The sequence below is a fragment of the Flavobacterium sp. FlaQc-47 genome (assembly GCF_044006475.1).
Lineage (GTDB): Bacteria > Bacteroidota > Bacteroidia > Flavobacteriales > Flavobacteriaceae > Flavobacterium.
Genome location: NZ_JBIPCQ010000001.1, coordinates 1,300,439 through 1,326,485 on the forward strand (window position 1 = coordinate 1,300,439; position 26,047 = coordinate 1,326,485).

Here is a 26,047-nt window from a genome sequence, read left to right on the forward strand (position 1 = left end):
TATCGATTTAATAATTTTCAGAATAAAATAGAAATCACTTTTTTAAACATGGGGTGATTAATTTAAATGGAGTCAGTGGTCAAAAGCCACTGACTTTTTTGTTTTTTATAATTTTTGGGGCATTTCTTTTTATGGCAGTAAATGAATGAGTCATAACTAAAAAAAGAGGATTGGTAACAATTTATTCCATGACGAGTTGAATTCAGTTTACATTTATTGTGTTTAAAATGAGATTGTTATTAAAATAAGTTGAATAGTGGAGCAGAATCCACTTTAAAAAACGAGGCAATATCCGAAAGGCCAAGAAGTAGGAACTAAATTTAGAAATTATGGCATATTCACAATGGATTGAAGTTAAAATTGTATCAGAAAACATGACCTTAAGCGTAAAAAACGCATCATTAAGTTGGGGCAAGTTTTATGAAGCCGGTGATAAAGACAAGGAAATTAGTACTGACGATATTAATAAAATAACAGTAGCTTCCGGAAAAACAGCCCTTATTTGTTCTTGCGGAAGATCCGGTTCAGCAACTGGAACAGAAGGCAGTTTTGACCTTTATAACGGAGATACTAAAATTGGTAAATTTTACTGGGATTGCCCTTTTAACAAAAAGACCAATAGCTTTAACTGGACTATCGAGAAAGACATTGAGAAACATTATAATACCGATCGAGAAGGCGGTAATAAAGATTCCGGTGCAATAGGGAATGTTATAATTACGTGCATAAAATTATAAGTTACTGCAATTAAATAATGCAGGAGATTCAATTAAAACCTATTTCTATACAATAAATACTTACAAATATTATGGACAATAATGATAACAATGTAAAAGAAATGAATGGTGCTATTAACCCTTTTTATGCAGTAGAGGTTGGAAGTATTATAAGAGGCGATAGCGGCAGATTCCTGGCATCAATAATAAAGGGGGATATTACCAAAATGGTTCCTGACAAAGAGGTAAAACAAACCATGACAGGAAGCAGTTCATATGCTTACACGGATAGTTTAAATCAGGGTTCAGTGGGAGTTTCAGGATCATACGGAATTTCAGGACTGGCAAGTCTGAATGCCGGATTATCTGTTTATGCCGGTTATGCAAATGCTGAACTCACAAAAACAGTAGCTGTTAATTATAATGTGCAAATGCTGTCTGGCGTTGAATATTTGAATTTTAATGATTTAAAAGCGGAGCATTTAATCGGTGCTTTACAGGAAAATCCAAAGCAAATGATAATGATTGCTTTAGAGAATTATAATCAATTGGTTAAAAAAATAGGCAACAATAACCTGTTAACCATTATGCAGCATCCTGATGAGCATCCTGAAATTATTAAACTTGTTGACGAATGGGTAAAATCTGTTCAGCGATTTTTTAAAGAACATGGAGATGGTATTGTGGTAGGTGTAGTTTGGGGCGGTATGGGAACGGTTTCTTTAAAAATGATAAGTTCATCTGGCGAAAGCAGCTGGAAATACGGCACTAAAGGTAATTTTACTTACTCAGGAGTGGGCAAAGCAATAACCGTTGAAGCTGCCTATGACGGAAGCAATGCTAAAAGAGAATCAAAAGTTGATGTGTCAGCAGATTCATGGTCAAGTGGTGGCTGCGTTTCGGAGCAGGTTCAAAAATGGGGTGATATAGTACAAGGTAAGGCTTTTAGCGAAATTAGTTCGATTAGTTTACTGGAAAAAGCGCCTCAGTTGAGTACAGTAAAAGATCCTCCAAAAATTCCTGAATTTAAATTACCTGCAAAAGATCCAAAGATTACTGATAAAATAAAAGAAATCACAAGTTTAGATGGTTTAAATGCATTAGCGAAAGCATCTGCCTATGAAAAAGCCAAAGAAACAGAGAAAGACCTGACACTGGATGAATTCCTAAAGCGCTCTGAGGCAAAAGCGAACCCTAAAAAGGTTGATGACCTTAAAAAAAACGTTGCTGAAAATAATTTAGATGTACTTCAGGATGATCCATTACAACAAAATCGCAGCCTTGTCGCTAAATCCCGAATAATTGGTCAGCTGGAAACTAAAACTGCGGTAAAATCCGAAACAGAAAAAAAAGATGACAGTTACACCGTACTTGGGGCATGGATCGCTAACTGGCCGGATATATTTCCTTGGTTAGCAACTGGTTATTTAAATTCAATAGACGATATAAGTTCAACGCAGGAAATTATAAAAAAACAATGTCTGATCCAGGATTTTCTAACCTTGGGTAAAACATATTATATGCTTGATGCAAGCGGGATTTCAAATAAGGATTTTAAGATGTCTCCTTTTACACAAATTGCCGCTTCGTTCAGTCAGCAAGCCGGATATATCAGAGATAATTTTGATGATATCGATGTAATAAAAAATGCCTACACCAATTTAAGTAATGATGCCCAGAAAATTTATACAAAATGGAACGATATTAAATTTCTACGTAGTGCAGAGTTAGGTTTAGGGTTGATGTACGAAGGTGAAAAATCTATTGCCAATACCATTAAAAAAACAGATCATGTAGGGAATTACACAAGGATATGGTATACAATGGACGAATGTTCGTTTTTACCTAAAAACTATAGTGCGTTTAGTACCTTTTTAAAATTAATTCCTTTTATTACACCTTCAGGCGATGTTTATGCTTTTGGACCTTCACAAATGTTGTTAAATCAGATTACAACCGATGGTGCAATATTCTCTAAAAACCCCTTAACTGCTGCAAAGCTTGAAGTCGATGCTGTAAACCGTGTATTGAAAAAAGGTGATTTAATACTTTATCCTGTTAAATTTAATGCAGCAAAAGATATTTCATCTTCATGGGAAGGACAAAGTATTAGTACGAATGTTGCGTCTATAAAAAACATTAACGAACATCTTGAACATGCATCAAAGGCAATGAAAGATTTAAATGTTTACAGCTTTAGCAGTTCGAACTGGAAAACGAACTGGAAACCCGAAGACTATTACAGTATTAATTCTATCAAAAAACAATATATTGGAATTGTAGAAGAATTACGTAATGTTTTTGGTAATTAGAGATTCAACTTAAATTTAAATATCCAATCAAGATAGTTCCAGAGCTATTTTGATTGGATATTTTTATAGTAATAAAAATGTATTCGCTAAAGCAAAACGACTTTAACACATAGAAACATAGATTTTTTTAATCCACAGAATATTAATGAGAAGTATTACTTACGGCTGATAATAAATCTAGTTGAAGCATAGCTGTTATTTTTTGTATTGCATCCGGTTCTTGCCGTTCATAATTTTTATTAAGCAGGAGATACGAACTCTTTTCCTCTGAATAAGAATGTGCAAAATTTTCAGGATAGAAAAAACACTCCACAAAGGATTTATACACTAAAAGACGTTTAGTAGTATTAAATCCCGTTGTACCTAACTCATCAGGAGTTGGACTTGCAATAAAACCAAAAGAGGCAAGTGGGTTATTTTCATAAATTGACATTGCGATATGAATACAGGTTAAGATTGCTTTTCGAGCTTGGGTAGCACCAATATTGATAAGTACATTAAATTTATCATTGTTATCCTGATGGTTTTCCAGACAAAATTTAAGAACAAAAACATGATGCTCGTATTCCTCAACGGTTACCAGATAATGATTATTTTCGCCCACATGAAATTTATACCTATGGACTGCCTTAAAATAATTATCAGGATTATTTGATTTTTCTACATCATAATAATCGAACTTATATTCTTTTAGTTTGGATAACATTCGATAACTGTTTTAAATTAAGGTTAGTAACTCATCTTAGTAAATATACAAAGAAATGTATTTTTATACTACCGGATTTCCTACATAGTTCAATTATTATTGACAAATAAAACACTCAAAAACTAAAACTGTTTTGCCTGGGAATTTCTGGTATTTATAGCTTCTATAGTTCTTGGAATAAGAATCTCTAAGCCAAAGCTTACGGCATTTGCCTGAACCTCATCTATAAAAGGACGAAAGTTTTTATTGTATTCCTGAAAGGCTAATTCATAATTTTCGTTATTATTTTGAAAAGCATCTGCTAAAGCTGCAGCTCCGTTTATTGCTAATGAACCGCCCATTCCGGCTGCCGGCGACGCACAATAAGCAGCATCGCCCACAAGTGCAATTCGACCTTTTGTCCAAGAAGGCATTTTTATCTGGCAAAATTTATCAAAGTAAAAAGTTTTTGAATCCTGTACTTCTTTCAATAATTCGTGGGTTCTCCAACTTTCTCCGGCGAACTTTTCTAAAATGATATTTCTTTGCTGTTCCTCATCACGATAATTATAGGGAATCTCAGTTTCTGAGCGAAAGCAAAGAATAATGTCTGTTTTATTGTTGTAAGCATTTAGCATAACTGCTTTATTTGGCACATTATATAAAACGGCAGTATCTTCCTTAATCAATAATTTATTTACTATTGTGATCGAAAAATATTGCTGTAAAAAATGCATGTATTCACTTTCATCACCAAACCAAAGTTTTCGTACAGTAGAATGGATTCCGTCGCAACCAAATACATGATCAAAGTTTTTTTGAGAACCGTTTTTAAAAGTAACTTTTATAGCGTCATCTGTTTCGTTTAATGCCGTGATACTTTCGTTAAAAATAAATTCAACATCATTTTTTACCGTATCAAATAAAATTTTAAGTAATGTATCACGTTCAATTTCAATTTCATCTTCCTGAATTTCCTCATCATCGTTTTGATGATCCATGAATCCTGTTGTAATATTATCAATGTCTTTAAATTCTATTAATCTGGGATTTAGTCGGTTTGATTTTATCTGGTCAAAAATCCCCATTTGCTTGACAATATCAACAGTATTTTCTTTTATATCCACTGGCGTACCGCCTGTTTTCAGGTTGGCTGCAACTTCAACAACCGTTACTTTATAACCTAATTTTTTCATCCAGAATGCAGTTGAAAGTCCTGCAAAACTTGCTCCGGATATCAGCACTTCTTTGTTTTTTAATGTGTTCATTTCAATACGATTTTAGTTCATGGCAAAGGAACATCGTAAAGTGAGGAGATAAAATAGCGAATCGAAGTAAGTATTGGACTAATCGCGGTTTTTGTTTCTGAAAGCTAAAGCAGACATTCCTGTGACTTTAGTAAAAAGCCTTGAAAAATAAGCATAATCATCGTATCCTAAAACCGAAGCGATTTCTTTTACCGATTGATCAGAATGGTAAAGCAATCGTTTTGTCTCTAAAATTATCCGCTCCTGTATGTAATGTGAAACTGAATTTCCGGTTGTATTTTTGACACATTCGTTTAAATAGGATGTAGAAATATTTAATTTTTCGCTGTATTCAGCCGGACGTTTGTTCGTGGTATAATGCTTCTCTAAAATTTCTCTGAAATCTTTGGTTATAACTTCAAATCTTGAAATTTTGTCTGTGGATTTTGTTTGTTCTGAATATTGTGAAATCACTAATGCTATCAATGCATTACAAGTGTCTTTTAATACAGAATGGTATAGTTTATCGCTTTTTCGCTTAGAGAATTGTAAGCCTAATGATACAGTGTCTGAAATAATATTAAATGTTTCCTGTTCTAAAACCAGTGGTTTTACCGGAGTCATTTCTTCCAGCAATTTCAGGTATTCAGGATTAAGATTTTCATTGTTAATTGCCCAGCAGCTCACAATTACATTTTCTGCCGTAACCGTATGATGCACTTGATTTGGGTGAATGTAGATAACGGATAATGGTTTTATAATATACTTCTGGAAATCAATCTCTAGAGAAACCGTTCCTTCCTGAAGCAGAAAAAAAGAATGTCGGTCGTGCCGATGAGCTTGATTTTCATCTTCAAACTCCGCTTTTTCTGCAACGCTTAAATCATTAAAATTCAGCCTTTCAATAACAATACCATTATGTAAATCTTCTGTCATACGATTTACAGGAATGTTCTTTAATTTTTTAGACATCAGTTTTTGATTAAGATTGCAAAGTTAGCTATTTTTCAAATTTAGCTAAATAAAATTATTGCAAACAAAATCCGTTTATATCCGCGTTTTTACGAAGTAAATCTGTTTTTATCTGCATCAAATTAGACGCTGATTTTACGGATTCGCTAAAGCGAAAATACTGATAAAACTTTTTCTACCCTCGCTGGAGCGAGATTCCCGCTCGTGAACGCAATCTAGTATGTGGATATTATGTTTTTAAAGATCTTTAATTACCATTTACTAATTTTATCAGATTCTAAACTTTGGGTTTCACGAGCGGGACGCTCGCGCCAGCAGCGGAGCCGCAGGTACGCAACAAATGTTAAATATTGCGTACCTACGGCACGCTATATTTATTTCATTTCATATTAACTACCAATATTTAGTGCCTAACGGCACAAATAGTAAGTTTTCAAATCGTGATTGTCATGAAATAATATGATTGTCGATTTTATGCTTTTTCACACAATCTAAAATCTTTTTTATCCTTTTTTTTAACTTAATGAAATTGGGCGCGAGCGAAATGTCATTAAGTTAAGCTTTGTTTGATAAATTATGAGTAATGCAAACCAAGAGTTGAAATGTGCCGTTAGGCACTAAATATTGGTAGCTAATTAGATTAGAAGTACGTTGGCGTGCCGTAGGTACGCAACAAATGATAACTATTGCGTACCTACGGCACGCTATAATTATTCCATTTCATATTAACTAGCAATATTTAGTGCCTAACGGCACAAATAGTAAGTTTTCAAATCGTGATTGTCATGAAATAATGTGATTGTCGATTTTATGCTGTTTCACACATCTAAAATCAAAAATATTAAATCTTTTTTATCCTTTTTCTTAACTTAATTAGCTAGCGCCAGCAGCGGATTAAATCGTTATGCAATTTCCAAAACAAAAAAAAGAGACTTCGAAAGTCTCTTTGTAGAATTAATATACCTTTATAAATTATTATTTATTAATCAGTTTTTCAAGTCTCGCCATCATTTCATCTTTCTCTTTCAACAGATGCTCATACAAAGCAATTTTTTCATCATATAATTGTACGATTTTATCAATTGGATTAAAGGTACAAGTATCATTGTTTTGATAACCAATTGCTCCGTTATCAAACTTATTAGAAATAATATTCACTGCTTGTTCTTCATCAAAATTCTGAAAAGCTTCAACAGGAATTCTCATTGCATCTGAGATTTGTTTCAGCAAATTACCTTCAATTACATCTTTTTGCTCCAGCATAGAAATTTTCTTTTGGTTCCATTCATTTCCCAGATCAAAAGCCAATGCTTCTTGTTTGATTCCAAGCATTTCTCTGAAGCGTTTTACGTTTCTTCCCTGATGTATTTTCTGTTCCATAATGAATATCAATTTTTGTAAAGGCTCAAAGATAAAGCCATTTGGATTAAAAATCCTGAATTTCAAAGATAAAAAAATATCCCGTAAAATATCCTTTTTGTAAGATAAGGTTTTTTGATTCAGATTTGTGGAAAGCTTGTAATCTGTGCCGTTAGGCACTAAATATTGGTAGATAATAGGAATCGGAATAAATCCAGCGTGGCGCAGGTACGCAACAAATGACAAGTACTGCATACCTGCGGCACGCCAAGGTATTTATAATCTTTATAGTTGATTTAGTGCCTAACTGACATTTCAACTCTTTGGCATTGCTTTGTAATGCAAGGCAAAATATTTTGTAAATTTAGATATTGCCGTTTTTGTTATTCTTAATCTGGTTTAAGAATTAGTATTAAACTAGATTAAGAGTATTTCTTAAACATGTTTATAAGCACCAATAATAGATTTGATGCAATTTTGTAAAGCAAATTTGCTGATGAAAATCAGCAGTAATAATTCAACTTTAAATAAAAATAATATGCCACACGTAAACGTAAAAATGTACCCGGGAACTTCTGAGGAAGAAAAAGAAAAAATTGCACAGGAAATTACTGAAATCATCATGAAACATACAGGCAAACCTGACGCAGCAGTTTCTATTGCTATAGCTGAAGTTGCTGAAGATGTTTGGATGGAACAAGTATATGACAAAGAAATAAAGCCGAATATGGAAAAGCTTTATAAAAAACCCGGGTATTAAACCTGAATTTAATGCTGAAGTAATTAATAATACAGCTATGAATTACACAAAAGAAAAAGAAGCAATTAGTACATTCCTGGGCAATTTTGCCCAGATACTAAATAATGGAAATACAAAGGCAATTGCTGATTTTTTTGATCGCGATGCTATTTTTATTCCGGATGGTATGAAAAAGATTATTGCCGGTAATCAATTAGGAAAAACCGGCAATGGATTTCTGAAACGTTCTGATTTTAAAATTGGCTACACTATAAAAGATATTACAATAGAAAATCAATTTGCTTTTGTTGAAGCCTTTGCAGATACAACAGAAAATCGAATGTCTGATTTAAAGACAGTACAAAAAAGAAGTATTGATTTTTTTGTGCTTAAAAATGAAAGCGCAAACTGGAAGATTTACCGTTACATTTTCAATAATGTTAGGGAACTGGAATTAATTTAAGACATTAAAAAATGAAGGCAGCGGTAATACGAATTGCAGGCGGGGCAGAAAATTTTTCTTTGGAAGAAATTCCTATGCCAATTCCCTTAAAAGATCACGTACTTATAAAGATAAAAGCCTTTGGACTTAACCGATCTGAGCTCATGACTAGAAAAGGATTATCACCAGCTGTACATTTCCCGAGAGTTTTGGGAATTGAATGTGTTGGTGAAGTTGAAAGTGATCCTTCGGGTATATTGGCAAAAGGACAAAAAGTAGCTGCCTTTATGGGCGGAATGGGTCGTGATTTTGATGGAAGTTATGCTCAATATACTGTAGTCCCAAATGCTATTATTATGCCTTTTGAAAGTACACTTTCGTGGGAAATTTTGGGCGCTCTGCCCGAAATGTTCCAAACTGCGTATGGATCACTTTATCGTGCTCTTAAAATAAAAGAGGGAGAAACATTGTTAATTCGCGGAGGAACATCGTCAGTAGGTTTATTGGCGCTGCAACTGGCTAAAAAATCAGGACTTTTTGTGATTTCAACTACCAGAAGTGACGATAAAAAAGATTTACTACTCACAAACGGAGCTGATGAAGTGCTCATTGACAACGGAAACCTTGCAGAAACAATAAAAAGTCAATTTAAAATTGATAAAGTACTCGAACTTGTGGGTACAAGTACATTACAGGATTCTCTTAAAAAAGTAATTAGCGGTGGAAGCGTTTGCATGACCGGCATGTTATCAGAACAATGGTCAATTCCAGAATTTGCTCCTATGGATTATATTCCAGCAACCGTTAATCTAACGGTTTATGACAGTGGTCAAATTAGAATTGAGGAAACATATTTTCAGGAATTTGTTAAGGATATCGAAAAAGGATTTATAAAACCACCCATAAAACGTATCTTTAATCTGGACGAAATCGTTGCTGCACACCGTTTTATGGAAAGCAGTTCCGGAGGAGGAAAAATTGTAGTACTTCCGTAATGATGATTTCGAGCAGTTCAAAGTTCAGGTTTTTTCTTTGCGATTGATCTGCTTTTTTTTTCTAAAAAATTACTAAAAAATAACAAAATGGATTTACAATTAAAAGGAAAAACAGCTTTTGTAAGCGGTTCAACAGGAGGTATTGGTTATGCAATTGCACTTGGATTGCTTCGTGAAGGAACAAAAGTATACATTAACGGAAGAACTGAAGAAAGAGTACAAGCTACTATCGAAAAATTAAAAAAAGAAGTTCGTGATGCATTAGTTGAAGGTATTGCTGCTGATTTTGCCAAAGTAGAAGAAATCAACAATCTTTTTACAGTTTTGCCTGAAGTTGATATTTTAATAAACAATGTGGGAGTATATGGAGATCAGCCTTTTGAAACCACCGGTGATGATGTATGGCTTCATGATTTTGAGGTAAATGTATTAAGCGGTGTTCGTCTTTCCCGTTATTATGCGCCCAAAATGAAAGCGAAAAATTGGGGACGTATAATTTTTATCTCTAGCGAATCTGCTGTAAATATTCCGGATGATATGATTTTGTACGGTGTAACAAAAACAGCTTATCTTGCTTTAAGCCGCGGATTGGCAAAGCATTTAAAAGGAACTAATGTGACGGTAAATGCGATTCTTCCCGGTCCAACTTTGGCTGAAGGAACGGAAAAAATGTTTGAGGATATTTCTAAAGAAAAAGGCATCAGTATAAAAGAAGCCCAAATTGATTTTATTAAAGAAAAACGTCCTTCATCAATTATTCAGCGTTGGGCAGAGACTGAAGAAGTAGCTAACATGGTAGTTTATATTGCAAGTCCGCTTTCATCGGCAACATCAGGTGCGGCATTGCGGGTAGATGGCGGTGTGGTAGACAGTGCTTTTTAAGGTAAAAAATATTTATTCCATAGAAATTAACCTGTACGAAGTTAATTTTTGTGGAATATTTTGAGACAATAGTACCCTTTTCTACTGATGAACTGCAAAATAAATTGAAGTAATTTTTTCGCAAACTTTATTGTATAAATTACTACCTTTAATAGAACGTCAGAAACTGAGTACTTAATTTAATACGATAATATGATACTAAAAACTGAGAAAACTTTAACCAAAGAAGTTGCAAGTCAGGATAATGCAATTGAGCAGTTTCGTTTTGATGTGCTTAAAGGTTTAAACAGTACACCAAAAAAACTACACTCTAAATATTTTTACGATAAAATAGGTGATACGCTTTTTCAACAGATAATGGCAATGCCGGAATACTATCTGACGAATTGTGAAATGGACATCTTTCAAAATAAAACTGCAGAACTGGCTCAGATTATTCTGGAAACCGATGAAGCATTCGATCTGATTGAACTTGGTGCGGGTGACGGAACCAAATCTGCTTTTTTGCTAAAATACCTTTTAGATCAAAAGGCTGATTTTAATTATATGCCAATTGATATATCCGCCAATATATTAGCTGTTTTAAACCATAAACTTAAAGCAGATCTTCCTGAACTTAACATTACCTGTCTGGAAGGAGAATATTTTAAGATGCTGGAAAAAGCAGCCGATTTATCTTCAAGACGAAAAGTAGTTTTGTTTCTGGGAAGCAATATTGGGAATATGGAGAAGGAGGAAGCGCTTTCGTTTTGTCGCGGTCTTAATACCTATCTTTCACCTGGCGATATTGTTTTGATGGGATTTGACCTTAAAAAAAATCCACAAATTATTCTGGATGCTTATAATGACAAAGCAGGAATTACGGCAGCCTTTAATCTTAATTTACTAACGCGAATTAACAGAGAACTGAATGCTGATTTTGTGGTAGAAAAGTTTGAGCATTACCAGACTTATGATCCAATAAGCGGTGCCTGCAGAAGTTATTTAATTAGTTTAGATAATCAGCTTGTTATTATTGACGGTCAGCCTGTTAATTTTGAAAAAGATGAATTGATTTATATGGAACTTTCGCAAAAATATTCCTTAGAAGAAAGTGAAGAACTGGCCAACAATTCCGGTTTTGAAACAATAAATCATATTATGGATTCTAAATCGTGGTTTACAGACGTAGCCTGGTTATCCGTTTAAAATTTAAAGATAATACTATGCAAGTACAAGCCTCAGCAATTCGTAACCTAAATATACTGGACAAATTCAATAAAATCAGATTGCACTCTGAGAATATCTGCAAACCTCTGGAAATAGAGGATTATGTTGTGCAGCCCATTGTAGATGTGAGTCCGCCGAAATGGCATTTAGGACACACGACCTGGTTTTTTGAAACTTTTATTCTGAAACCAAATTACAAGGATTATCAGGTTTTTAATGACCAGTACGATTTTGTTTTCAACAGTTATTATGAAAGTGTTGGTGCGCGCGTTGTACGCACGGATCGTGGTAATTTAAGCCGACCTTCGGTTACGGATGTATATCGTTATCGTGCTTATGTAGATCAGCACATGGAAGCTTTTCTGCAAAAGAATTCCCTTTCGGCAGAATTAACAGAATTGCTTCAACTCGGACTTAATCATGAGCAGCAGCATCAGGAATTATTATACAGCGACATCAAATATATATTAGGACACAATCCGCTTTTTCCGGTTTATAGTGCAGATGCTGTTTTCGATCAAAAAAGCATTCAAAACAACGAATTTATAAAAGTCGAATCCGGTATTTATGAAATTGGCTATCAGGGCGAAGATTTTTGTTTTGATAATGAACTTGGGCGTCATAAAGTATATGCAGATAATTTTGAAATTGCTAAATATCCTGTAACCAATGCGGAATATCTCAAATTTATTACTGACGGAGGATATACTAATTTTAAGTACTGGCATTCTGAAGGTTGGGAATGGGTAAAAGAAAATACAGCAAAATCACCCTTATACTGGCATTATATCGATGAAAAATGGATGAATTATACTTTTGCCGGTTTGAAAGAAATCGATTTGAATGAACCCGTTTGTCATATCAATTTTTATGAAGCTTCGGCATTTGCCTCCTGGAAAGGAATGCGTTTGCCAACAGAAGCAGAGTGGGAGATTGCTTCGCCAAATTTAAACTGGGGACAACGCTGGGAATGGACAGATAGTGCGTATTTGCCTTATCCGGGATTTAAAAAAGCACCTGGAGCAATAGGCGAATATAATGGTAAATTTATGGTAAGCCAAATGATTTTGCGCGGTGCTTCTGTAGCAACTCCGGAAGGACATAGCCGTACTACTTACCGTAACTTTTTTCATCCGCGCCATCAATGGCAATTTATGGGCATTCGTCTGGCAAAATAATTTATCAGTATTATATATGATTAGTATAGAAGGAGTTTCCAAAAGTTTTGGTGCAAACAAAGCAGTAGATTCAATTTCACTTGAAGCCCATGATAAGGAAATTCTGGTATTATTAGGCACTAGCGGTTGTGGTAAAACAACTACTTTAAAAATGATCAATCGGCTTATTGAACCGGATAGTGGGAATATTTTTATTGACGGCAAAAATATCAGAAATCAAAAGCCCGAGGAGCTTCGCAAAAACATTGGTTTTGTGATGCAGCATGCGGGACTTTTTCCGCATTATAATGTAGCGCAGAATATCGCGATTGTACCCAATTTGCTTAAATGGGAAAAGCACAAGACAGAAAAAAGAACATTTGAACTTTTAGAAAAATTACATCTTACAGCAGACTTGTTAAAGGTTTTTCCTCATGAACTCAGCGGAGGACAACAACAGCGCATTGGTATCGCGCGGGCATTGATTGCCGATACTCCGGTTCTTTTAATGGATGAGCCTTTTGGTGCATTAGATACCATTACAAAGTCGGCGATTCATAATGAGTTTAAGAATCTTGATGAACTTAAAAACAAAACCACTATTTTAGTAACGCACGATATAATTGAAGCCTTTGAACTCGGACATCGTATTTGTCTGATGGATAAAGGAAAAATTGTGCAGACAGGTTCTCCAACCGAAATACTATATCATCCTGCAAATAATTTTGTGAAGGATTTTTTTGCCAGTAATCGATTAATGCTGGAATATAAAATTGCTTCGGTAAAATCAGTATTATCTTTTCTTGGAAAACCATTATCCGTAAAAGCACAGGAACAACTCAATAAAAATGCTACTATTTGGGAAACCTTACAAATTTTTAGTGCCGAAAATGATTTTAATGAGGACTACGAACAACTTGTGCAGGCTTTTAATCACTACAGAAAACTCCAAACAGTATGACACAACAGCAAAGCCTTTGGCAATTTATGGTGTCACAACATGAAAAGCTTTTTGTACAAATTGGGCAGCATCTGGGACTTACTTTTTTATCGTTGCTTCTGGCAATTCTAGTCGGAATTCCGTTAGGTGTTTTAATTTCGCGAAGACGCAGATTAGCTGCTTCGGTATTAGGAACAGCAGGAATATTACAAACTGTTCCCAGCATTGCGCTTTTGGGTTTTATGATTCCGCTTTTTGGTATTGGTGCGGCACCCGCAATAATTGCATTGCTTATTTATGCCTTACTTCCCATTATACGAAATACTTATACCGGAATTACGGGAGTAGATCCTGTAGTTATTGAAGCCGCAACGGCACTTGGAATGAACAAAACCCAGCGATTGTTTAAAGTTGAATTTCCGTTAGCGATGCCCGTGATCATAGCCGGTATTCGAACTGCTGCCGTAATTAATGTTGGTGTTGCTACTCTTGCATCTTTTGTAGCGGCGGGCGGATTGGGCGAATTTATTTTTGGAGGAATCTCGCTCAATAATAGCAATATGATTTTAGCTGGAGCAATTCCTGCGGCGGCATTGGCTGTTTTATTGGATTTGATTATTGGTTATCTTCAAAAGGCGACCTTAAAAACACTTCGAAACGCTTTTTATATTATTTGCGCTATTGTAGTGGTAACAGGTCTTTATTTTATGTTTTCGGCTAAAACGGAACGAAAGATAATTGCCGGATTCACACCTGAATTTATGGGACGTCAGGATGGGGATTTGGGGCTTCGATCTGTGTATGGATTAAAAGTGAATCCGCTTGTGGTTTCAGATGCTATTATGTACGAAGCGGCATATCAGAAAAAACTGGATTTGATTAGCGGTTATTCTACAGATGGAAGGATTAAAGCGTTTGATTTAGTCGTTTTAGAAGATGATAAAACCATATTTCCGCCTTATTATGCTGCGCCGATAATTAAAACCCAAACGCTGAAAAAATTTCACGGATTAGAACAAACTTTAAATCTTCTGGCAGGAAAAATCAACGACAGTATTATGACCGATCTTAATTATAAAACCGAACTTTTAAAACAAAGTCCGGAGAAAGTGGCTAAAGATTTTTTGGTAACTCAGGGTTTATATAAAAAAGGAAATCATGCAAACGGCGAAACGATCAGAATTGGTTCCAAGATTTTTGGTGAGCAATATATTTTGGCAGAAATGTACAAAATGCTCATTGAAGGTTATACCAATTATAAGGTTGAAACCAAAACCGGACTTGGCGGAACAAAAATATGTTTTGATGCTTTAATGAATGATGGTATTGACTTTTATCCGGAATACACAGGAACAGGATTGTTAGTATTGCTAAAACCATCGGAACAAAAAATTAAAGAAGTTTCAAAAAACAGCAGAAAAACCTATGATTATGTTCAGGCAGAATTTCAGAAACAATATCAATTGCAATGGCTCAAACCTATAGGCTTTAACAATGCTTATGCATTAATGATGCGCAGATCTCAGGCGAAACAATTGCAGATTAAAACAATTTCTCAACTTAGTGAGTATTGTGCTAAAAAATAAAATGTAAACCAAAACTTCCTATCATGAAATATAATTTTGATGAAGTAATAGCACGCAAAGACAGTGATTCTATTAAATGGGATGAAGTTCCGTTTGGGGAAGTACTGCCAATGTGGATTGCCGATATGGATTTTAAATCGGCACCAGCCATTTTAAATGCTTTACAGAAAAGAGTAGATCACGGTATTTTTGGCTATACCGCAATTCCCGAAGCATTTTATGCTGCCATCATGAAATGGTGGAAAAAAAGATATGGTTTTACTCTTGAAAAAGAATGGCTCGTACCCGTTTCAGGAGTTATACCTGCATTATCCGCAGCCATACAATCGCTCTCAAAAACGGGAGACAAAGTCATGATACAATCACCGGTTTACAATCATTTCTACAGCAGTATCGAAAATAGCGGACGAATTGCCATCGAGAATAATCTGCTTTACAATAATGGTGAATACAGTATTGATTTTGAAGATTTGGCACAAAAAGCCGCTGACCTTCAAGTCAAGCTTTTGATTATCTGTAATCCCCATAATCCTGTGGGAAGAGTGTGGAAAAGAGAAGAATTACAAACCGTTGGCGATATTTGTTTGAAAAATAATGTGACAATTATTTCAGATGAAATCCATGCCGATTTGGTTTTTACAGGATACAATCACATTCCGTTTGCTTCATTAGGCGAAAAGTACAGTCTTAATTCCGTAACGCTGAGTTCGCCAACGAAAAGCTTTAATTTAGCGGGATTACACGTTGGTTATTTTTTTACCCAAAACGAACAATTCCGTAAAGCAATTCAATCCTCATTTCAATTAATGGGCATAGAATTACTCAATATATTTGGCATCACAGCACTTATTGCCGCTTATGAAGAATCAGAAGAATGGCTTGATACTTTAAAAGAATATCTTTATGAGAATTATCTTTTTCTCGTAGAATTTATCAACTTAAATCTTCCTCAAATTAAAGTTACCCGTTTAGAAGCCACTTATTTGGTTTGGCTGGATTGCACAGCATTAAGAAAAACCGCTGATGAATTAGCGCATATACTTCTTGACGAGCAAAAGCTTTGGATTAATTCGGGCACTATGTATGGAACTTCGGGAGAAGGATTTCTGCGAATTAATATTGCAACGCCACGAGTTCTTTTTCAAAATGGACTTGAAAGACTTTTAAAAGGATTATCATAACTATAAAAACAAAAAAGGCAGTCTAAAATAACAGACTGCCTTTTTTACGAAGAATAATGAAACGTTCCTTATTATTTTCCCGCCGTAACATTGATACCAATTTCGATATCTTTACTGATCATCCATTCTGCAGGATCAGCTTCAGATGCTCCAAATTTAATATCCCAATCGGTACGGTTAACAGTAAATTTAGCTTGTATAGTTACAGTTCCGTTAGCTACAGTAACTTTTGCAGGGAAAGTAACATTTACTGCTTTGCCTTTAAGAGTAAGATTCCCGCTTACTGTTTTATTTGGAGCTTCTGATAAAGTATCTTTTGCAGTTAAGTTAGTTACACTTGTAATTTTAAAGTCAGCTGTTGGATTTTTTTCAACGTCAAAAAAGTCAGCGCTTTTTAAGTGTGCTTCTAGTTCTGAATATTTTTTATCTTTTTCAGTTACAGACGCCGGATCTACTTTAATAGATTTCATATCAATCACAAAATCACCTGCAGTAAGTTCATTACCTTCAACTGATACTTCACCTGATGTAATAGCAAGAGTTCCCCAACGAGGAGCAAAACCTCCTTTGTGAAACGCTTTCCAGTCTACTTTTGACGTCTCAATGTTTACGGCTAATACTTCGCCCTTTTTTTCGGCAACCTGCTTTTCATCGGTCGTTGTTGTTTCCGAAGATTTTTTGCATGCTGTTATAAATAAAGTAACAGCGACTAGTGATAATACAGTAAATTTTTTCATTTGTTTACGTTTAATAAGTTTTGTTAATGAATGCGTCTTATTTTAATTCAAAGTTCATTTTATTAAAAAAAGACAGGTTTATACTAATCGGAAATTTAGTGATAATTTCAGGAAAATCAAATAAATCATTCGTTATACTTATTCAATAATTTGTCTCTCCTGTCAGAATTAGTCGTTTTTAATTTCTAATAAAAATGTGCAGTTCAATTTATTTTGTAAGTATTTCAGGTGTAATTTATGAAGAAATTAAGGTTCCCGCTGTATTTTTTTTGTAAATTAGAGAAGTAAACGATGCCTAAAAAGCATCAGGTTATTAATATAAAACAGAATAATTATGAGTAAAATAATTGGAATCATCGCAGGAAGTCTTCGTAAAGAATCATTTTCAAAAAAAATAGGTAAAGCTTTATTAGCTATGGCGCCCGAAGGATTTGAGTTTAAAACCATCAGGTTAGATGACCTGCCGATATACAATCAGGATTTTGACGATAATAATGAAGTGCCGGAAGCTTATACAACTTTTAGAGAGGAGGTAAAAAAGCTTGACGGATTTATTTTTATTACTCCTGAATATAACAGATCTGTGCCGGCAGTGCTTAAAAATGCACTTGATGTAGGTTCACGTCCTTATGGTAAAAGTGTCTGGGATGGTAAACCGGGAGCGATTTTTAGTAATTCGCCAGGTGCTGTAGGAGGTTTTGGTGCAAATCATCATTTAAGACAAAGTCTTGTATTTTTAAATATTCCTGTGATGCAGCAACCGGAAGTGTACCTTGCTAAAATTAATGAGCTTTTTGATGAAAGCGGAACGATAAAAGAGGGCGATACCAAAGATTTTATTAAAAAAGCGGTTGACGCTTATATAATTTGGTTCAGCCAAAATCAAAAATAATCTTTTGAAGCATATAGCTTCTTAAAACAAAAGGATCTTAAAGAAATGTGAGCCGTATTAAAACTTTTTTAATACGGCTCACATTTCTTACTTTTACTACTTAAACAATTCTATCTTTTTAAACAATTCTATGAATACTACTAAAGCATCAGCCGTTAATGATTCTCTGGCAGAACAATTGATTCGTTTTTTTACGGGCTATTTTGCCCTTGATAAAAAGGAATGTGATGAAGTTATTCGGCTGTTCTCGCAAAGAAATATCAGGCGCAAAGGTTATCTTTTGCAGGAAGGTGATGTCTGTCGTCATTATTCGTTTATAGTTTCGGGCTGTTTTAAAATGTTTGCCGTAGATCCTGTCGGAAAAGAACACAATTTACAATTTGCTGCTGAAAATGAATGGATAAGCGATCTTCATAGTTTTTATGAAGAGGAGCCAAGCCGAATGCACATAGAAGCCATAGAACCTTCGGTTGTTTTGCAAATTCAGCACGATGATTTGCTGTACTTATTTATAAATTACCACAAATTCGACCGCAATTTCAGGATCATAACAGAGCGAAAATACATCAACTTTCAAAACCGAATCCTTCAAAATATCAGTTCTACTGCAGAGGAACGATATGTTAGTTTTACAAAAGAGTTTCCTGCATTTGTAAACAGAATCCCCAATACGCAAATCGCTTCATACTTAGGGATTACTCCCGAGTTTTTGAGTAAGATTAGAAAAAAAATAATGACGGATCAGTAGTATTTAAAATAAACACTTTAACAACCACGGATTTCTTTTATTATATTTCATAAAGCTAAACCCGTGGCTGTTGTCTGTAATTTTATTCCCTCATCAAATTTAGTCCTTCCATAATCGTTACTACAGGCTTGTAATCAAGTTGTTGTCTTGCTTTTTTGTCATTAGTAATAAATTCTAATCCCAATGCATTTACAAGACCTTTGTAAAGTGGCGGATGTCCTTTAAGTTTAAAAGTCTTCCAGAAAAATTCCATTACAGCAGCCACTCTATTTGCCATTGCTAAAGAAATCTCTTTATCAGGAACAAGTATTCCTTGTGTCCCAACATATTTTTTAATAAAGTCCTTGAAAACAGGTGTTTCGCCATCGGTCAGGAAATACGCCTGACCGCCACTTTGTTCAGACTGATTGGCTAAAATGAGGGCGTGACAAACATTAATAACGTGACAAGTTACAAAACGATGATTACCGCCATCAATAAATTGCATATTTCCTTTTTTCACAGTATCGATAATTCCGGCTAACGTATTAGGATCACCTTTTCCCCAAATCATCGGCGGCCTGAGTGACACCGTTTGGAATGTTTTTGTGTTGGCACTTAAGACCAGCTTTTCAGCTTGTAGTTTTGTTCTTGAGTAGCCATCGATAATATGGTCAGATATAAACGTTTCGTCAGCGTTTATAATGGGTTTACCGTTCATAATTACAGATGCAGCGCCAAGATAAACAAATTTTTTAATGTTGGCATTTTTAGCTACTGACAACAATAATTCTGTAGCTTCGACGTGTAGTTTTTTCAATTTTTTTTCAGAAGCAAAAAAATCAACTGAGGCAGCTAAATGGAATAGTGTTGAACATTCTTTCACGCCTTCAGCTAAAGCTTTTGCGTCGTTTAAATCCCCTTTTACTGCTATTGCCCCCAACTTTTCTACTTTTTGAATAGCTGCTGATGAACGTGCTAATGCCTTTACTTTATAGCCTTTTTCGATAAGCATCGGGATCAGATTCTGACCTACAAATCCGGAGCCTCCTGTTACAAATACTTGTTTCATACTTTGATTGTTTAAAATTACAAGGCAAAGTTGGAGATAGCAGCAGATAAAAAACGTTTACAAAAGACAAGAAATGTTAGATCTTCTTAAAAATTCGTTTTCTGATACGGCTTAGTGAAGTAGCAGTAATGCCTAAGTATGTAGCCAGCATATGCTGTGGTACTCTTTTTAAAATTTCAGGATTTTCAGAAAGAAGCTTTTCGTATCTCTCTTCCGGATTGTCAAGAATAAAGGCTGTTAAAGCTTTTTGAAATTGAATTAAAGTCTGTTCTAAAATTCTTCGTATAAACTCATTCATCAAAGGAATTTCTTTATAAAATCTGTCTAAATCTTTTTTGGTAAGAATGAGCATTTCTAAAGGTTCCAGACATTCAATAGTTTCATTACTTTTTGATCCTGTTATCAAACTGGTAAAAGCTCCTATAAAGTTGTTTTCGGTAATGATATTCGTTGTGATTTGTTCTCCATCTTTGACATAATATTTTCTTACACATCCTTTTAATATGAAAAATAATTCATCAGAAGGTTCATCAAACACCACTAGTTCTGTTTTTGCATCCGCCTTTTTAAAAGTTAACGCAGCCTCAAGTAATTCTTTGTCGGTTTGTGTGAATTCGACAAATTTATCAGTGTAATTAAAAAATTGTTCTGTCATTTTGGTAATTCATATCACGATTTAATAATTAGTTTCTCCGTTACGATGTTTTAAAAAACAGCCAAAATTTCTCAATGCCACAATCACAGGAATAATACCTTTGCCACTTTCTGTAAGGCTATATTCTACTTTTGGCGGTACTACGGGATAAACATTTCGGTTGACCAGTCCATCATTTTCAAGCTCTTTCAGCTGATTGCTAAGCATCTTTTCTGAAATTGAACCCAATTCTTTTCTTAATTCACTATATCGTATAAATTCGTGTAAAGACAATCTGAAGAGAATGAGTATTTTCCATTTTCCGCTGATGCTTTTGTTTGCGAGTTCAACATGACAGGAAAAAAAAGTATCACCATCTGTATAGTTTGCTTCCATCGTATTTTTTTCCATTTTTTTTTCGTCCATAACCATTTGGTTTTGTGCAAATCTAACTAATATGTTCATAGCGAACCAAATGGTTAGTACTTTTTCGTATGAAAGCATACTGTTACATTTGATTCCTTAACACGGTTTAATGGAATAAAAAAACCGATAAATTTTAGAAAATATGCTCAAAATGGGAATTATAGGAACGGCTAATGTTTCGCGCTCTTTTATCGAGGTTTTAAAAGAATCTGCCACAATTAAAATTACGGCAGTGGCAAGTCGCAGTTTTGAAAAAGCGCACTTATTTGCACAAGAATTTGGTATCGAAAAAGCATACGCATCTTATCAGGAACTTTTGGATGATCCACAAATCGATGCCGTTTACATCCCGCTTCCTAATTCGCTTCATGCAGAATGGGTGATTAAAGCAGCACAGGCTAAAAAACATATTTTATGTGAAAAACCAATTGCTTTAAAAGTCGAAGATGTAAAAGAAATGTATGAGGAGGCAATAAAAAATAATGTATTCCTGATGGAAGGCTACCCGTATAAGTTTCAGCCACAAACTATTTTGATGCTTAAAATGATACAAGACGGAATTATTGGTGAAGTAGCGCAAATCTATGCTGATTTTGGTTTTACTGTTGATGATGCCGAAAATAATATACGCTTAAAACCAGAACTTGGCGGTGGTGTAATGTGGGATGCAGGAGCTTATCCGGTGAGCATAATACGTGCTGTTACAGGACAAAAACCGAGGGAAATACTGGCATTCGGAAAATTGAATAATCACGATCTGGACACTGCCGTTGCTGCAATGTTCAGGTTTGAAAATGGAATAACCGCACAGTTAAACTGTAATTTTAATGCAGCTCCGCACCGTCATGTTCGCGTAATAGGATCAAAAGGAATCATTACTGCCGGATATAATAATATAACGAAAGCCAATACCGCCTTTATAGAAATTAAAAGAGATTTAGACTGGAATTATGAATTAGAAAAAATTGAAGTTCCTTATGGAAGTGGTCTTTTGTTTGAAGCCGAAACTTTTGTCGATCAGATTAAAAATTACAATAAAGAGAAACAGATCTTGGCGATGAATGAAGCAATAGATAATACGGCTACTATTTTGGATATTTTGAATATTATAAAAAAAAATAACAAAGAGAATATCAGTCTTTAATTAATACATTTGGCTAACCAAATCTCTAACAAAACGCCAAACCCAATGGCGTTTTAAAATAAAAAAAATAAAATGAATAGAAAAATTACAATTGTACTGTTTTGCGTTTTGTCTAATTTTTGTTTTGCCCAAACCAACTATTATGTTGCCGTAACAGGCAGTAATACGAATTCAGGTTCGCTGGCTTCTCCTTGGAAAACCATACAATACGGACTGAATCAATTGCCGGCAAACGGCGTTTTAAATGTTTTTCCGGGAACCTACTTAGAAAAAATTCTAATTCCGAACAATAATATTACCCTGAAAAATTATTCTGCAACACTTCCTGTTATTGATGCAGGAGGAATAAAAACTCAAAATGCTGTTCTTGCCATCAACAATAAAAGTAATGTTACTATTGATGGAATTGAACTTCAAAATAATATTCAAAATGATGCGCAGGGAATTTTAGTCGAAGGAAGCGGGGCAAATATTACCATTAAAAATTGCAAAATACACGATATTCATTTTTCATCAAATGTAAATGCAGCGGTAAGTGAAACCGTAAATGCGCAGGGAATTATCGTTTTTGGTACAAACGGAACAACCGCTATTACCAATTTAAAAATACAAAATAATGAATTGTATAATTGCAGATTAGGCTATAGTGAAGGAATTGCAGTAAATGGAAACGTAAACGGATTTGAAGTCACAAACAATACTGTTTATAATCTAACCAATATTGGTATCGATTTAATTGGTCACGAAGGCACTTGCCCAACTCCTGCAAATGATCAGGCACGAAACGGACTTGTTAAAAACAATATTGCACATCATTGTATTGCAGCCTATTCAACATCCGGAGGAATTTATATCGACGGAGGCAAAAATATAATTGTCGAAAACAATACTTCATATCATAACGGTTACGGAATAGAGGTTGGCTGTGAAAAAAAGGGAGAAACTACAGATGGAATTATCATTAGAAACAATGTTTTTTACGACAATCAAATTTGTGCCGTTGCCATGGGAGGATTTGATTATCCGTCTGGTTCCGGTAAAGTGATCAATTCGTCTTTTAGAAACAATACTTGTTTACAGAATGATTACAGCAATTCAGGAAACGGAGAATTATATCTTTCTTACAGTGAAAATAGTACTATTGAAAACAATATTTTTTATACCCGTACTCAAAATGTTCTGGCTTACGCAGAATTAACGCAGCCAGGTTTAAATTTTAATTATAACACCATTTTTTGTCCGGCAGGTACAGCTGGTTTAACAGCAGACTGGAACGGCAAATCATATTCAGGATACAATGCTTTTGTAACAGGAACTTCAACAAACGCTAATTCAACATTTGCCAATCCACAATTAACTAACGCCACAATTACAAGTCCTGATTTTCATCTTCTGACAAATTCTCCGGCTAAAAATGCCGGAAATCCAACTTATGTTGCTGCCAATACGGAGACAGATTATTACAATGAATCCAGAATCGAAGGTGGAAGAATTGATTGTGGAGCTGATGAGTTTGGAATTACTACTTTGGGACTAATAGATCAAATAGAAATTGCAACATTCAGTGTTTATCCAAATCCAGCCACCAATTTTATCAATATTGATTCTGAAATGAAGGTTGATAAATACGAAATATTTACTATTATCGGGCAAAAAGTTATGGAAGGATTTGATAAAAACAAAATCAATATCTCAGAATTGCCTTCCGGAATGTACTTTATAAAGTTTGAAATTGAAAGTAAAAGTTTCGTATCCAAAATCATAAAAAAATAAAATTTTTACAATACAAGATCTTATCAGTTTGTTTCTATTCTTTGTAATTCAGTAGGAGAGCAGCCCAATTGTTTTTTTAATGTAGAAGAAAAATGCGAATAAATTATAAAAGCCTGTTGAATAATAAATTCCAACAGGTTTTTTGTTTTTTCGGTAAGTGGGTAACGCCCTAATTCTAATCTTTTTGGGTTACGGGTAAATGCTTCGGTCTGTCTGAATTCAAAATCCTTGAAAGTATTGCTATAATTATAACTATAGAGATAGCGATGTGTATTAATGTAAGCGAAACGCCTTTTTTCGAGTTCAATAATTCTATGTTTCTATGTGTTAAAAATAATTACGCACACGGCTTAACACCTTGTATTTTCATTTAAAATCAATTATAAAAATTAAAACGATATCGTAATATTAATAAATTATTAAATGACCGGATCGCAAAAATATCAATAAAGGTTTATTATACTTTTGTAAGGGTCTTCTTTAACAATTTAAAATTACATTATGAGTTCTAATTTGCTAATTAGCTTACGCGCCGGTGATGATTCCAGCTTTAAAGAAATCTATGATCTGTATCATTATAAAGTATTTTGTTTTGTTAAAAAATATACCGCACAACTGGCAGATGCCGAAGATGTGACACAAAATGTATTTATTCATCTTTGGAAATACAGAACAAAAGTAGATCCTGCAATAGATTTAGAAGCTATTTTGTTTAAAAGCTCTAAACAGGAAATTTCTAAATGGTATAAAAAACAAAACAGAATTTTTTCTGTAGAAGATGATCAGTTAATCAAAGAGCTTGATATTGCCTCAGAGACAGATGATGATATTACTTCAAAACTCGAAGAAATAGAATATCTCTTAAATAAAATACCTGAAAAAAGAAGAAAAATATTCAGCCTTCATAAGTTTGAAGACCGAAGCTATAAGGAAATTGCTGTAGAAATGGACATGTCCCAAAGTGCCGTTGCTAACCAGATTTCAAAGACATTGCAATTTCTTAGAAAAAACGCCGTGAAAAACCATGAACTTTATTGGTTTGCATTATTTTTTATAAGTCAGTCAGAATTAGTTTCGTAATTATTTATTTTATTTTTCCTGATTAATAATGCAATGTCACCTCGCGCTTTTGCTGATTTTAGGTCTTATTTCCTTCAAAATTAAAGTGACGATAATCGTCTGTTGCATTAAGAAAACGTTAACTGTAATGTTAGCCCGTGATATTTAATAGACTGAAAATCTAATGTAGTTGAATCGATAAAATTCATGCCTGATTTTTTTAATATTAAATGTTACTTGTAAATGAAATCCAGAAAATTAAGACAAGAGTGGAATGCCATTCCTAACAGAGGGATTCTGCCAAATGAAACTAATTCGCGTATGTGGAACAATATACGCAGTGTTACAATTGACCAGTATAAAAGTTTTTATAATTGGACAGCTGCTGCCTGTGTCTTATTTATTTTTTCGATTACAAGTTATCAGGTATTCACAAAAATGAATAATAATAAAGTTGAAGTTACTGATGCAAAAACATTCAATGATGATATTCGTCTTTTATGTTTATCAGATGGAACGCGTGTCTGGCTCAATGAAAATTCGGAAATTGAATATCCTGTTCAGTTTGCAAAAAATGAAAGAACGGTAACTTTAAAAGGAGAAGCTTTTTTTGAAGTAAAACGTGATCCTTCCCGACCTTTTATTATTACATCAGGAACCATAAAAACTACTGTTTTAGGAACATCATTTAATATTAAGGCTTATAATAATACACCTGAAGTAAATGTGAGAACCGGTAAAGTCCAGGTTGAAAGCTTAAAAAATACCGTTTTACTGGAACGCGGTTATAAAGCCGTTTATACATCAGACAATTCATTACTGCAAAAACAAAAAACAAATGTGTTAGAACCGCAATGGAAAAAGGTTTTAATATACGTAGACGGATTGACTTTAGAACAAGTTTTAAGTAAGCTAAAGGCAGATCATCAATTTGAGGTGAATTATCTTAATGATGATTTAAAAAACCTGACTATAAAAGGAACTCTCGATACAAGGCAAGGTTTGTATGAAATGCTTCAAACTATTGCTTTTGCTCTTGAAATTAAAATCAGATCTACGGGCAATAACACTTATTTAGTGAGTAAATAAATCAGCACAAATTTATTGAAAAATGATTGTGGCTTAGCCAAGTTTAAAAACTGGATTTAAGCGACAGGAAAC

Annotated in this window: 25 protein-coding genes; 17 read left to right on the plus strand and 8 right to left on the minus strand. The window is 34.3% G+C overall.

The features are described from left to right. Positions 1 to 329 precede the first annotated feature (329 nt). Both ACHRVX_RS05445 and ACHRVX_RS05450 read left to right on the plus strand, forming a co-directional pair. A complete protein-coding gene (locus tag ACHRVX_RS05445) occupies positions 330 to 737 on the plus strand; it encodes an aegerolysin family protein (protein ID WP_395330006.1) in 408 nt (135 codons plus the stop codon). A 71-nt stretch (positions 738 to 808) separates the two neighbouring features. Further along, on the plus strand, positions 809 to 3,028 hold the full coding sequence (locus ACHRVX_RS05450) for a hypothetical protein (RefSeq protein ID WP_395330008.1): 2,220 nt from the start codon (positions 809 to 811) through the stop codon (positions 3,026 to 3,028). Between the two features lie 142 nt (positions 3,029 to 3,170). Here ACHRVX_RS05450 and ACHRVX_RS05455 read toward each other — a convergent pair whose 3' ends face one another. From ACHRVX_RS05455 to ACHRVX_RS05470, 4 genes are all read right to left on the minus strand, one after another. Next, on the minus strand, positions 3,171 to 3,734 hold the full coding sequence (locus tag ACHRVX_RS05455; RefSeq protein ID WP_395330009.1) for a hypothetical protein: 564 nt from the start codon (positions 3,732 to 3,734) through the stop codon (positions 3,171 to 3,173). Between the two features lie 122 nt (positions 3,735 to 3,856). Continuing rightward, positions 3,857 to 4,981, minus strand: a complete 1,125-nt coding sequence (locus tag ACHRVX_RS05460; protein ID WP_395330011.1) for an FAD-dependent monooxygenase — start codon at positions 4,979 to 4,981, stop codon at positions 3,857 to 3,859. A gap of 78 nt (positions 4,982 to 5,059) precedes the next feature. Then, the gene (locus ACHRVX_RS05465; RefSeq protein WP_395330013.1) at positions 5,060 to 5,932 is read right to left on the minus strand and encodes a helix-turn-helix domain-containing protein; all 873 of its coding nucleotides are present in this window, start codon (positions 5,930 to 5,932) and stop codon (positions 5,060 to 5,062) included. 975 nt (positions 5,933 to 6,907) lie between these two features. After that, positions 6,908 to 7,312: a helix-turn-helix domain-containing protein gene (locus ACHRVX_RS05470; protein WP_395330015.1), complete on the minus strand. Its 405-nt coding sequence runs from the start codon at positions 7,310 to 7,312 to the stop codon at positions 6,908 to 6,910. Between the two features lie 517 nt (positions 7,313 to 7,829). Here ACHRVX_RS05470 and ACHRVX_RS05475 point away from each other — a divergent pair. The 9 genes from ACHRVX_RS05475 (at position 7,830) to ACHRVX_RS05515 (ending at position 16,422) form a co-directional block, all read left to right on the plus strand. After that, positions 7,830 to 8,051, plus strand: coding sequence for a tautomerase family protein (locus tag ACHRVX_RS05475; RefSeq protein ID WP_395330017.1), 222 nt, complete (start codon positions 7,830 to 7,832; stop codon positions 8,049 to 8,051). A 37-nt stretch (positions 8,052 to 8,088) separates the two neighbouring features. After that, positions 8,089 to 8,493 (plus strand): nuclear transport factor 2 family protein, encoded by a 405-nt coding sequence (locus tag ACHRVX_RS05480; RefSeq protein WP_395330019.1) that lies wholly within the window; start codon positions 8,089 to 8,091, stop codon positions 8,491 to 8,493. Between the two features lie 11 nt (positions 8,494 to 8,504). Next, positions 8,505 to 9,467 (plus strand): zinc-binding alcohol dehydrogenase family protein, encoded by a 963-nt coding sequence (locus ACHRVX_RS05485; protein WP_395330021.1) that lies wholly within the window; start codon positions 8,505 to 8,507, stop codon positions 9,465 to 9,467. Positions 9,468 to 9,554: 87 nt separating this feature from the next. After that, positions 9,555 to 10,349, plus strand: a complete 795-nt coding sequence (locus ACHRVX_RS05490; protein WP_395330023.1) for an SDR family NAD(P)-dependent oxidoreductase — start codon at positions 9,555 to 9,557, stop codon at positions 10,347 to 10,349. A gap of 192 nt (positions 10,350 to 10,541) precedes the next feature. Continuing rightward, the gene (egtD, locus tag ACHRVX_RS05495; protein ID WP_395330025.1) at positions 10,542 to 11,537 is read left to right on the plus strand and encodes an L-histidine N(alpha)-methyltransferase; all 996 of its coding nucleotides are present in this window, start codon (positions 10,542 to 10,544) and stop codon (positions 11,535 to 11,537) included. Between the two features lie 17 nt (positions 11,538 to 11,554). Continuing rightward, positions 11,555 to 12,736 (plus strand): ergothioneine biosynthesis protein EgtB, encoded by a 1,182-nt coding sequence (egtB, locus tag ACHRVX_RS05500; RefSeq protein WP_395330027.1) that lies wholly within the window; start codon positions 11,555 to 11,557, stop codon positions 12,734 to 12,736. Positions 12,737 to 12,752: 16 nt separating this feature from the next. Continuing rightward, complete coding sequence (locus ACHRVX_RS05505) at positions 12,753 to 13,676, plus strand: ABC transporter ATP-binding protein (RefSeq protein ID WP_395330029.1); 924 nt, start codon at positions 12,753 to 12,755, stop codon at positions 13,674 to 13,676. Then, positions 13,673 to 15,241 (plus strand): ABC transporter permease/substrate-binding protein, encoded by a 1,569-nt coding sequence (locus ACHRVX_RS05510; protein WP_395330031.1) that lies wholly within the window; start codon positions 13,673 to 13,675, stop codon positions 15,239 to 15,241. Before ACHRVX_RS05505 ends, ACHRVX_RS05510 begins: the two co-directional genes overlap by 4 nt. A 23-nt stretch (positions 15,242 to 15,264) precedes the next feature. Continuing rightward, a complete protein-coding gene (locus tag ACHRVX_RS05515) occupies positions 15,265 to 16,422 on the plus strand; it encodes a MalY/PatB family protein (protein ID WP_395330033.1) in 1,158 nt (385 codons plus the stop codon). Positions 16,423 to 16,493: 71 nt separating this feature from the next. Here ACHRVX_RS05515 and ACHRVX_RS05520 read toward each other — a convergent pair whose 3' ends face one another. Next, the gene (locus tag ACHRVX_RS05520) at positions 16,494 to 17,159 is read right to left on the minus strand and encodes a YceI family protein (protein WP_395330035.1); all 666 of its coding nucleotides are present in this window, start codon (positions 17,157 to 17,159) and stop codon (positions 16,494 to 16,496) included. A gap of 334 nt (positions 17,160 to 17,493) precedes the next feature. On the opposite strand from ACHRVX_RS05520, the gene ACHRVX_RS05525 reads away from it, so the two are divergent. Together ACHRVX_RS05525 and ACHRVX_RS05530 are read left to right on the plus strand one after the other, a co-directional pair. Beyond that, entirely contained in the window at positions 17,494 to 18,051 is a 558-nt protein-coding gene (locus ACHRVX_RS05525; RefSeq protein ID WP_395330037.1) for an NADPH-dependent FMN reductase, read from the plus strand. Positions 18,052 to 18,181: 130 nt separating this feature from the next. Then, positions 18,182 to 18,799 (plus strand): Crp/Fnr family transcriptional regulator, encoded by a 618-nt coding sequence (locus tag ACHRVX_RS05530; RefSeq protein ID WP_395330039.1) that lies wholly within the window; start codon positions 18,182 to 18,184, stop codon positions 18,797 to 18,799. A gap of 82 nt (positions 18,800 to 18,881) precedes the next feature. On the opposite strand, the gene ACHRVX_RS05535 is transcribed toward ACHRVX_RS05530, so the two are convergent. The 3 genes from ACHRVX_RS05535 to ACHRVX_RS05545 all read right to left on the minus strand — a co-directional run bounded on the left by ACHRVX_RS05535 (position 18,882) and on the right by ACHRVX_RS05545 (position 20,910). After that, entirely contained in the window at positions 18,882 to 19,850 is a 969-nt protein-coding gene (locus ACHRVX_RS05535) for an NAD-dependent epimerase/dehydratase family protein (protein WP_395330041.1), read from the minus strand. A gap of 76 nt (positions 19,851 to 19,926) precedes the next feature. Further along, positions 19,927 to 20,505 (minus strand): Crp/Fnr family transcriptional regulator, encoded by a 579-nt coding sequence (locus ACHRVX_RS05540; protein WP_395330043.1) that lies wholly within the window; start codon positions 20,503 to 20,505, stop codon positions 19,927 to 19,929. Between the two features lie 21 nt (positions 20,506 to 20,526). After that, on the minus strand, positions 20,527 to 20,910 hold the full coding sequence (locus ACHRVX_RS05545; protein WP_395330045.1) for a winged helix-turn-helix transcriptional regulator: 384 nt from the start codon (positions 20,908 to 20,910) through the stop codon (positions 20,527 to 20,529). 151 nt (positions 20,911 to 21,061) lie between these two features. Between ACHRVX_RS05545 and ACHRVX_RS05550 the strand changes: the two genes are divergently transcribed. The 4 genes from ACHRVX_RS05550 to ACHRVX_RS05565 all read left to right on the plus strand — a co-directional run bounded on the left by ACHRVX_RS05550 (position 21,062) and on the right by ACHRVX_RS05565 (position 25,975). Further along, complete coding sequence (locus ACHRVX_RS05550) at positions 21,062 to 22,054, plus strand: Gfo/Idh/MocA family protein (protein ID WP_395330047.1); 993 nt, start codon at positions 21,062 to 21,064, stop codon at positions 22,052 to 22,054. 72 nt (positions 22,055 to 22,126) lie between these two features. Next, complete coding sequence (locus ACHRVX_RS05555) at positions 22,127 to 23,827, plus strand: right-handed parallel beta-helix repeat-containing protein (protein ID WP_395330049.1); 1,701 nt, start codon at positions 22,127 to 22,129, stop codon at positions 23,825 to 23,827. Positions 23,828 to 24,328: 501 nt separating this feature from the next. Further along, positions 24,329 to 24,907: an RNA polymerase sigma factor gene (locus ACHRVX_RS05560; RefSeq protein WP_395330051.1), complete on the plus strand. Its 579-nt coding sequence runs from the start codon at positions 24,329 to 24,331 to the stop codon at positions 24,905 to 24,907. Positions 24,908 to 25,129: 222 nt separating this feature from the next. Continuing rightward, positions 25,130 to 25,975, plus strand: a complete 846-nt coding sequence (locus ACHRVX_RS05565; RefSeq protein ID WP_395330054.1) for a FecR family protein — start codon at positions 25,130 to 25,132, stop codon at positions 25,973 to 25,975. Positions 25,976 to 26,047: the final 72 nt, after the last annotated feature.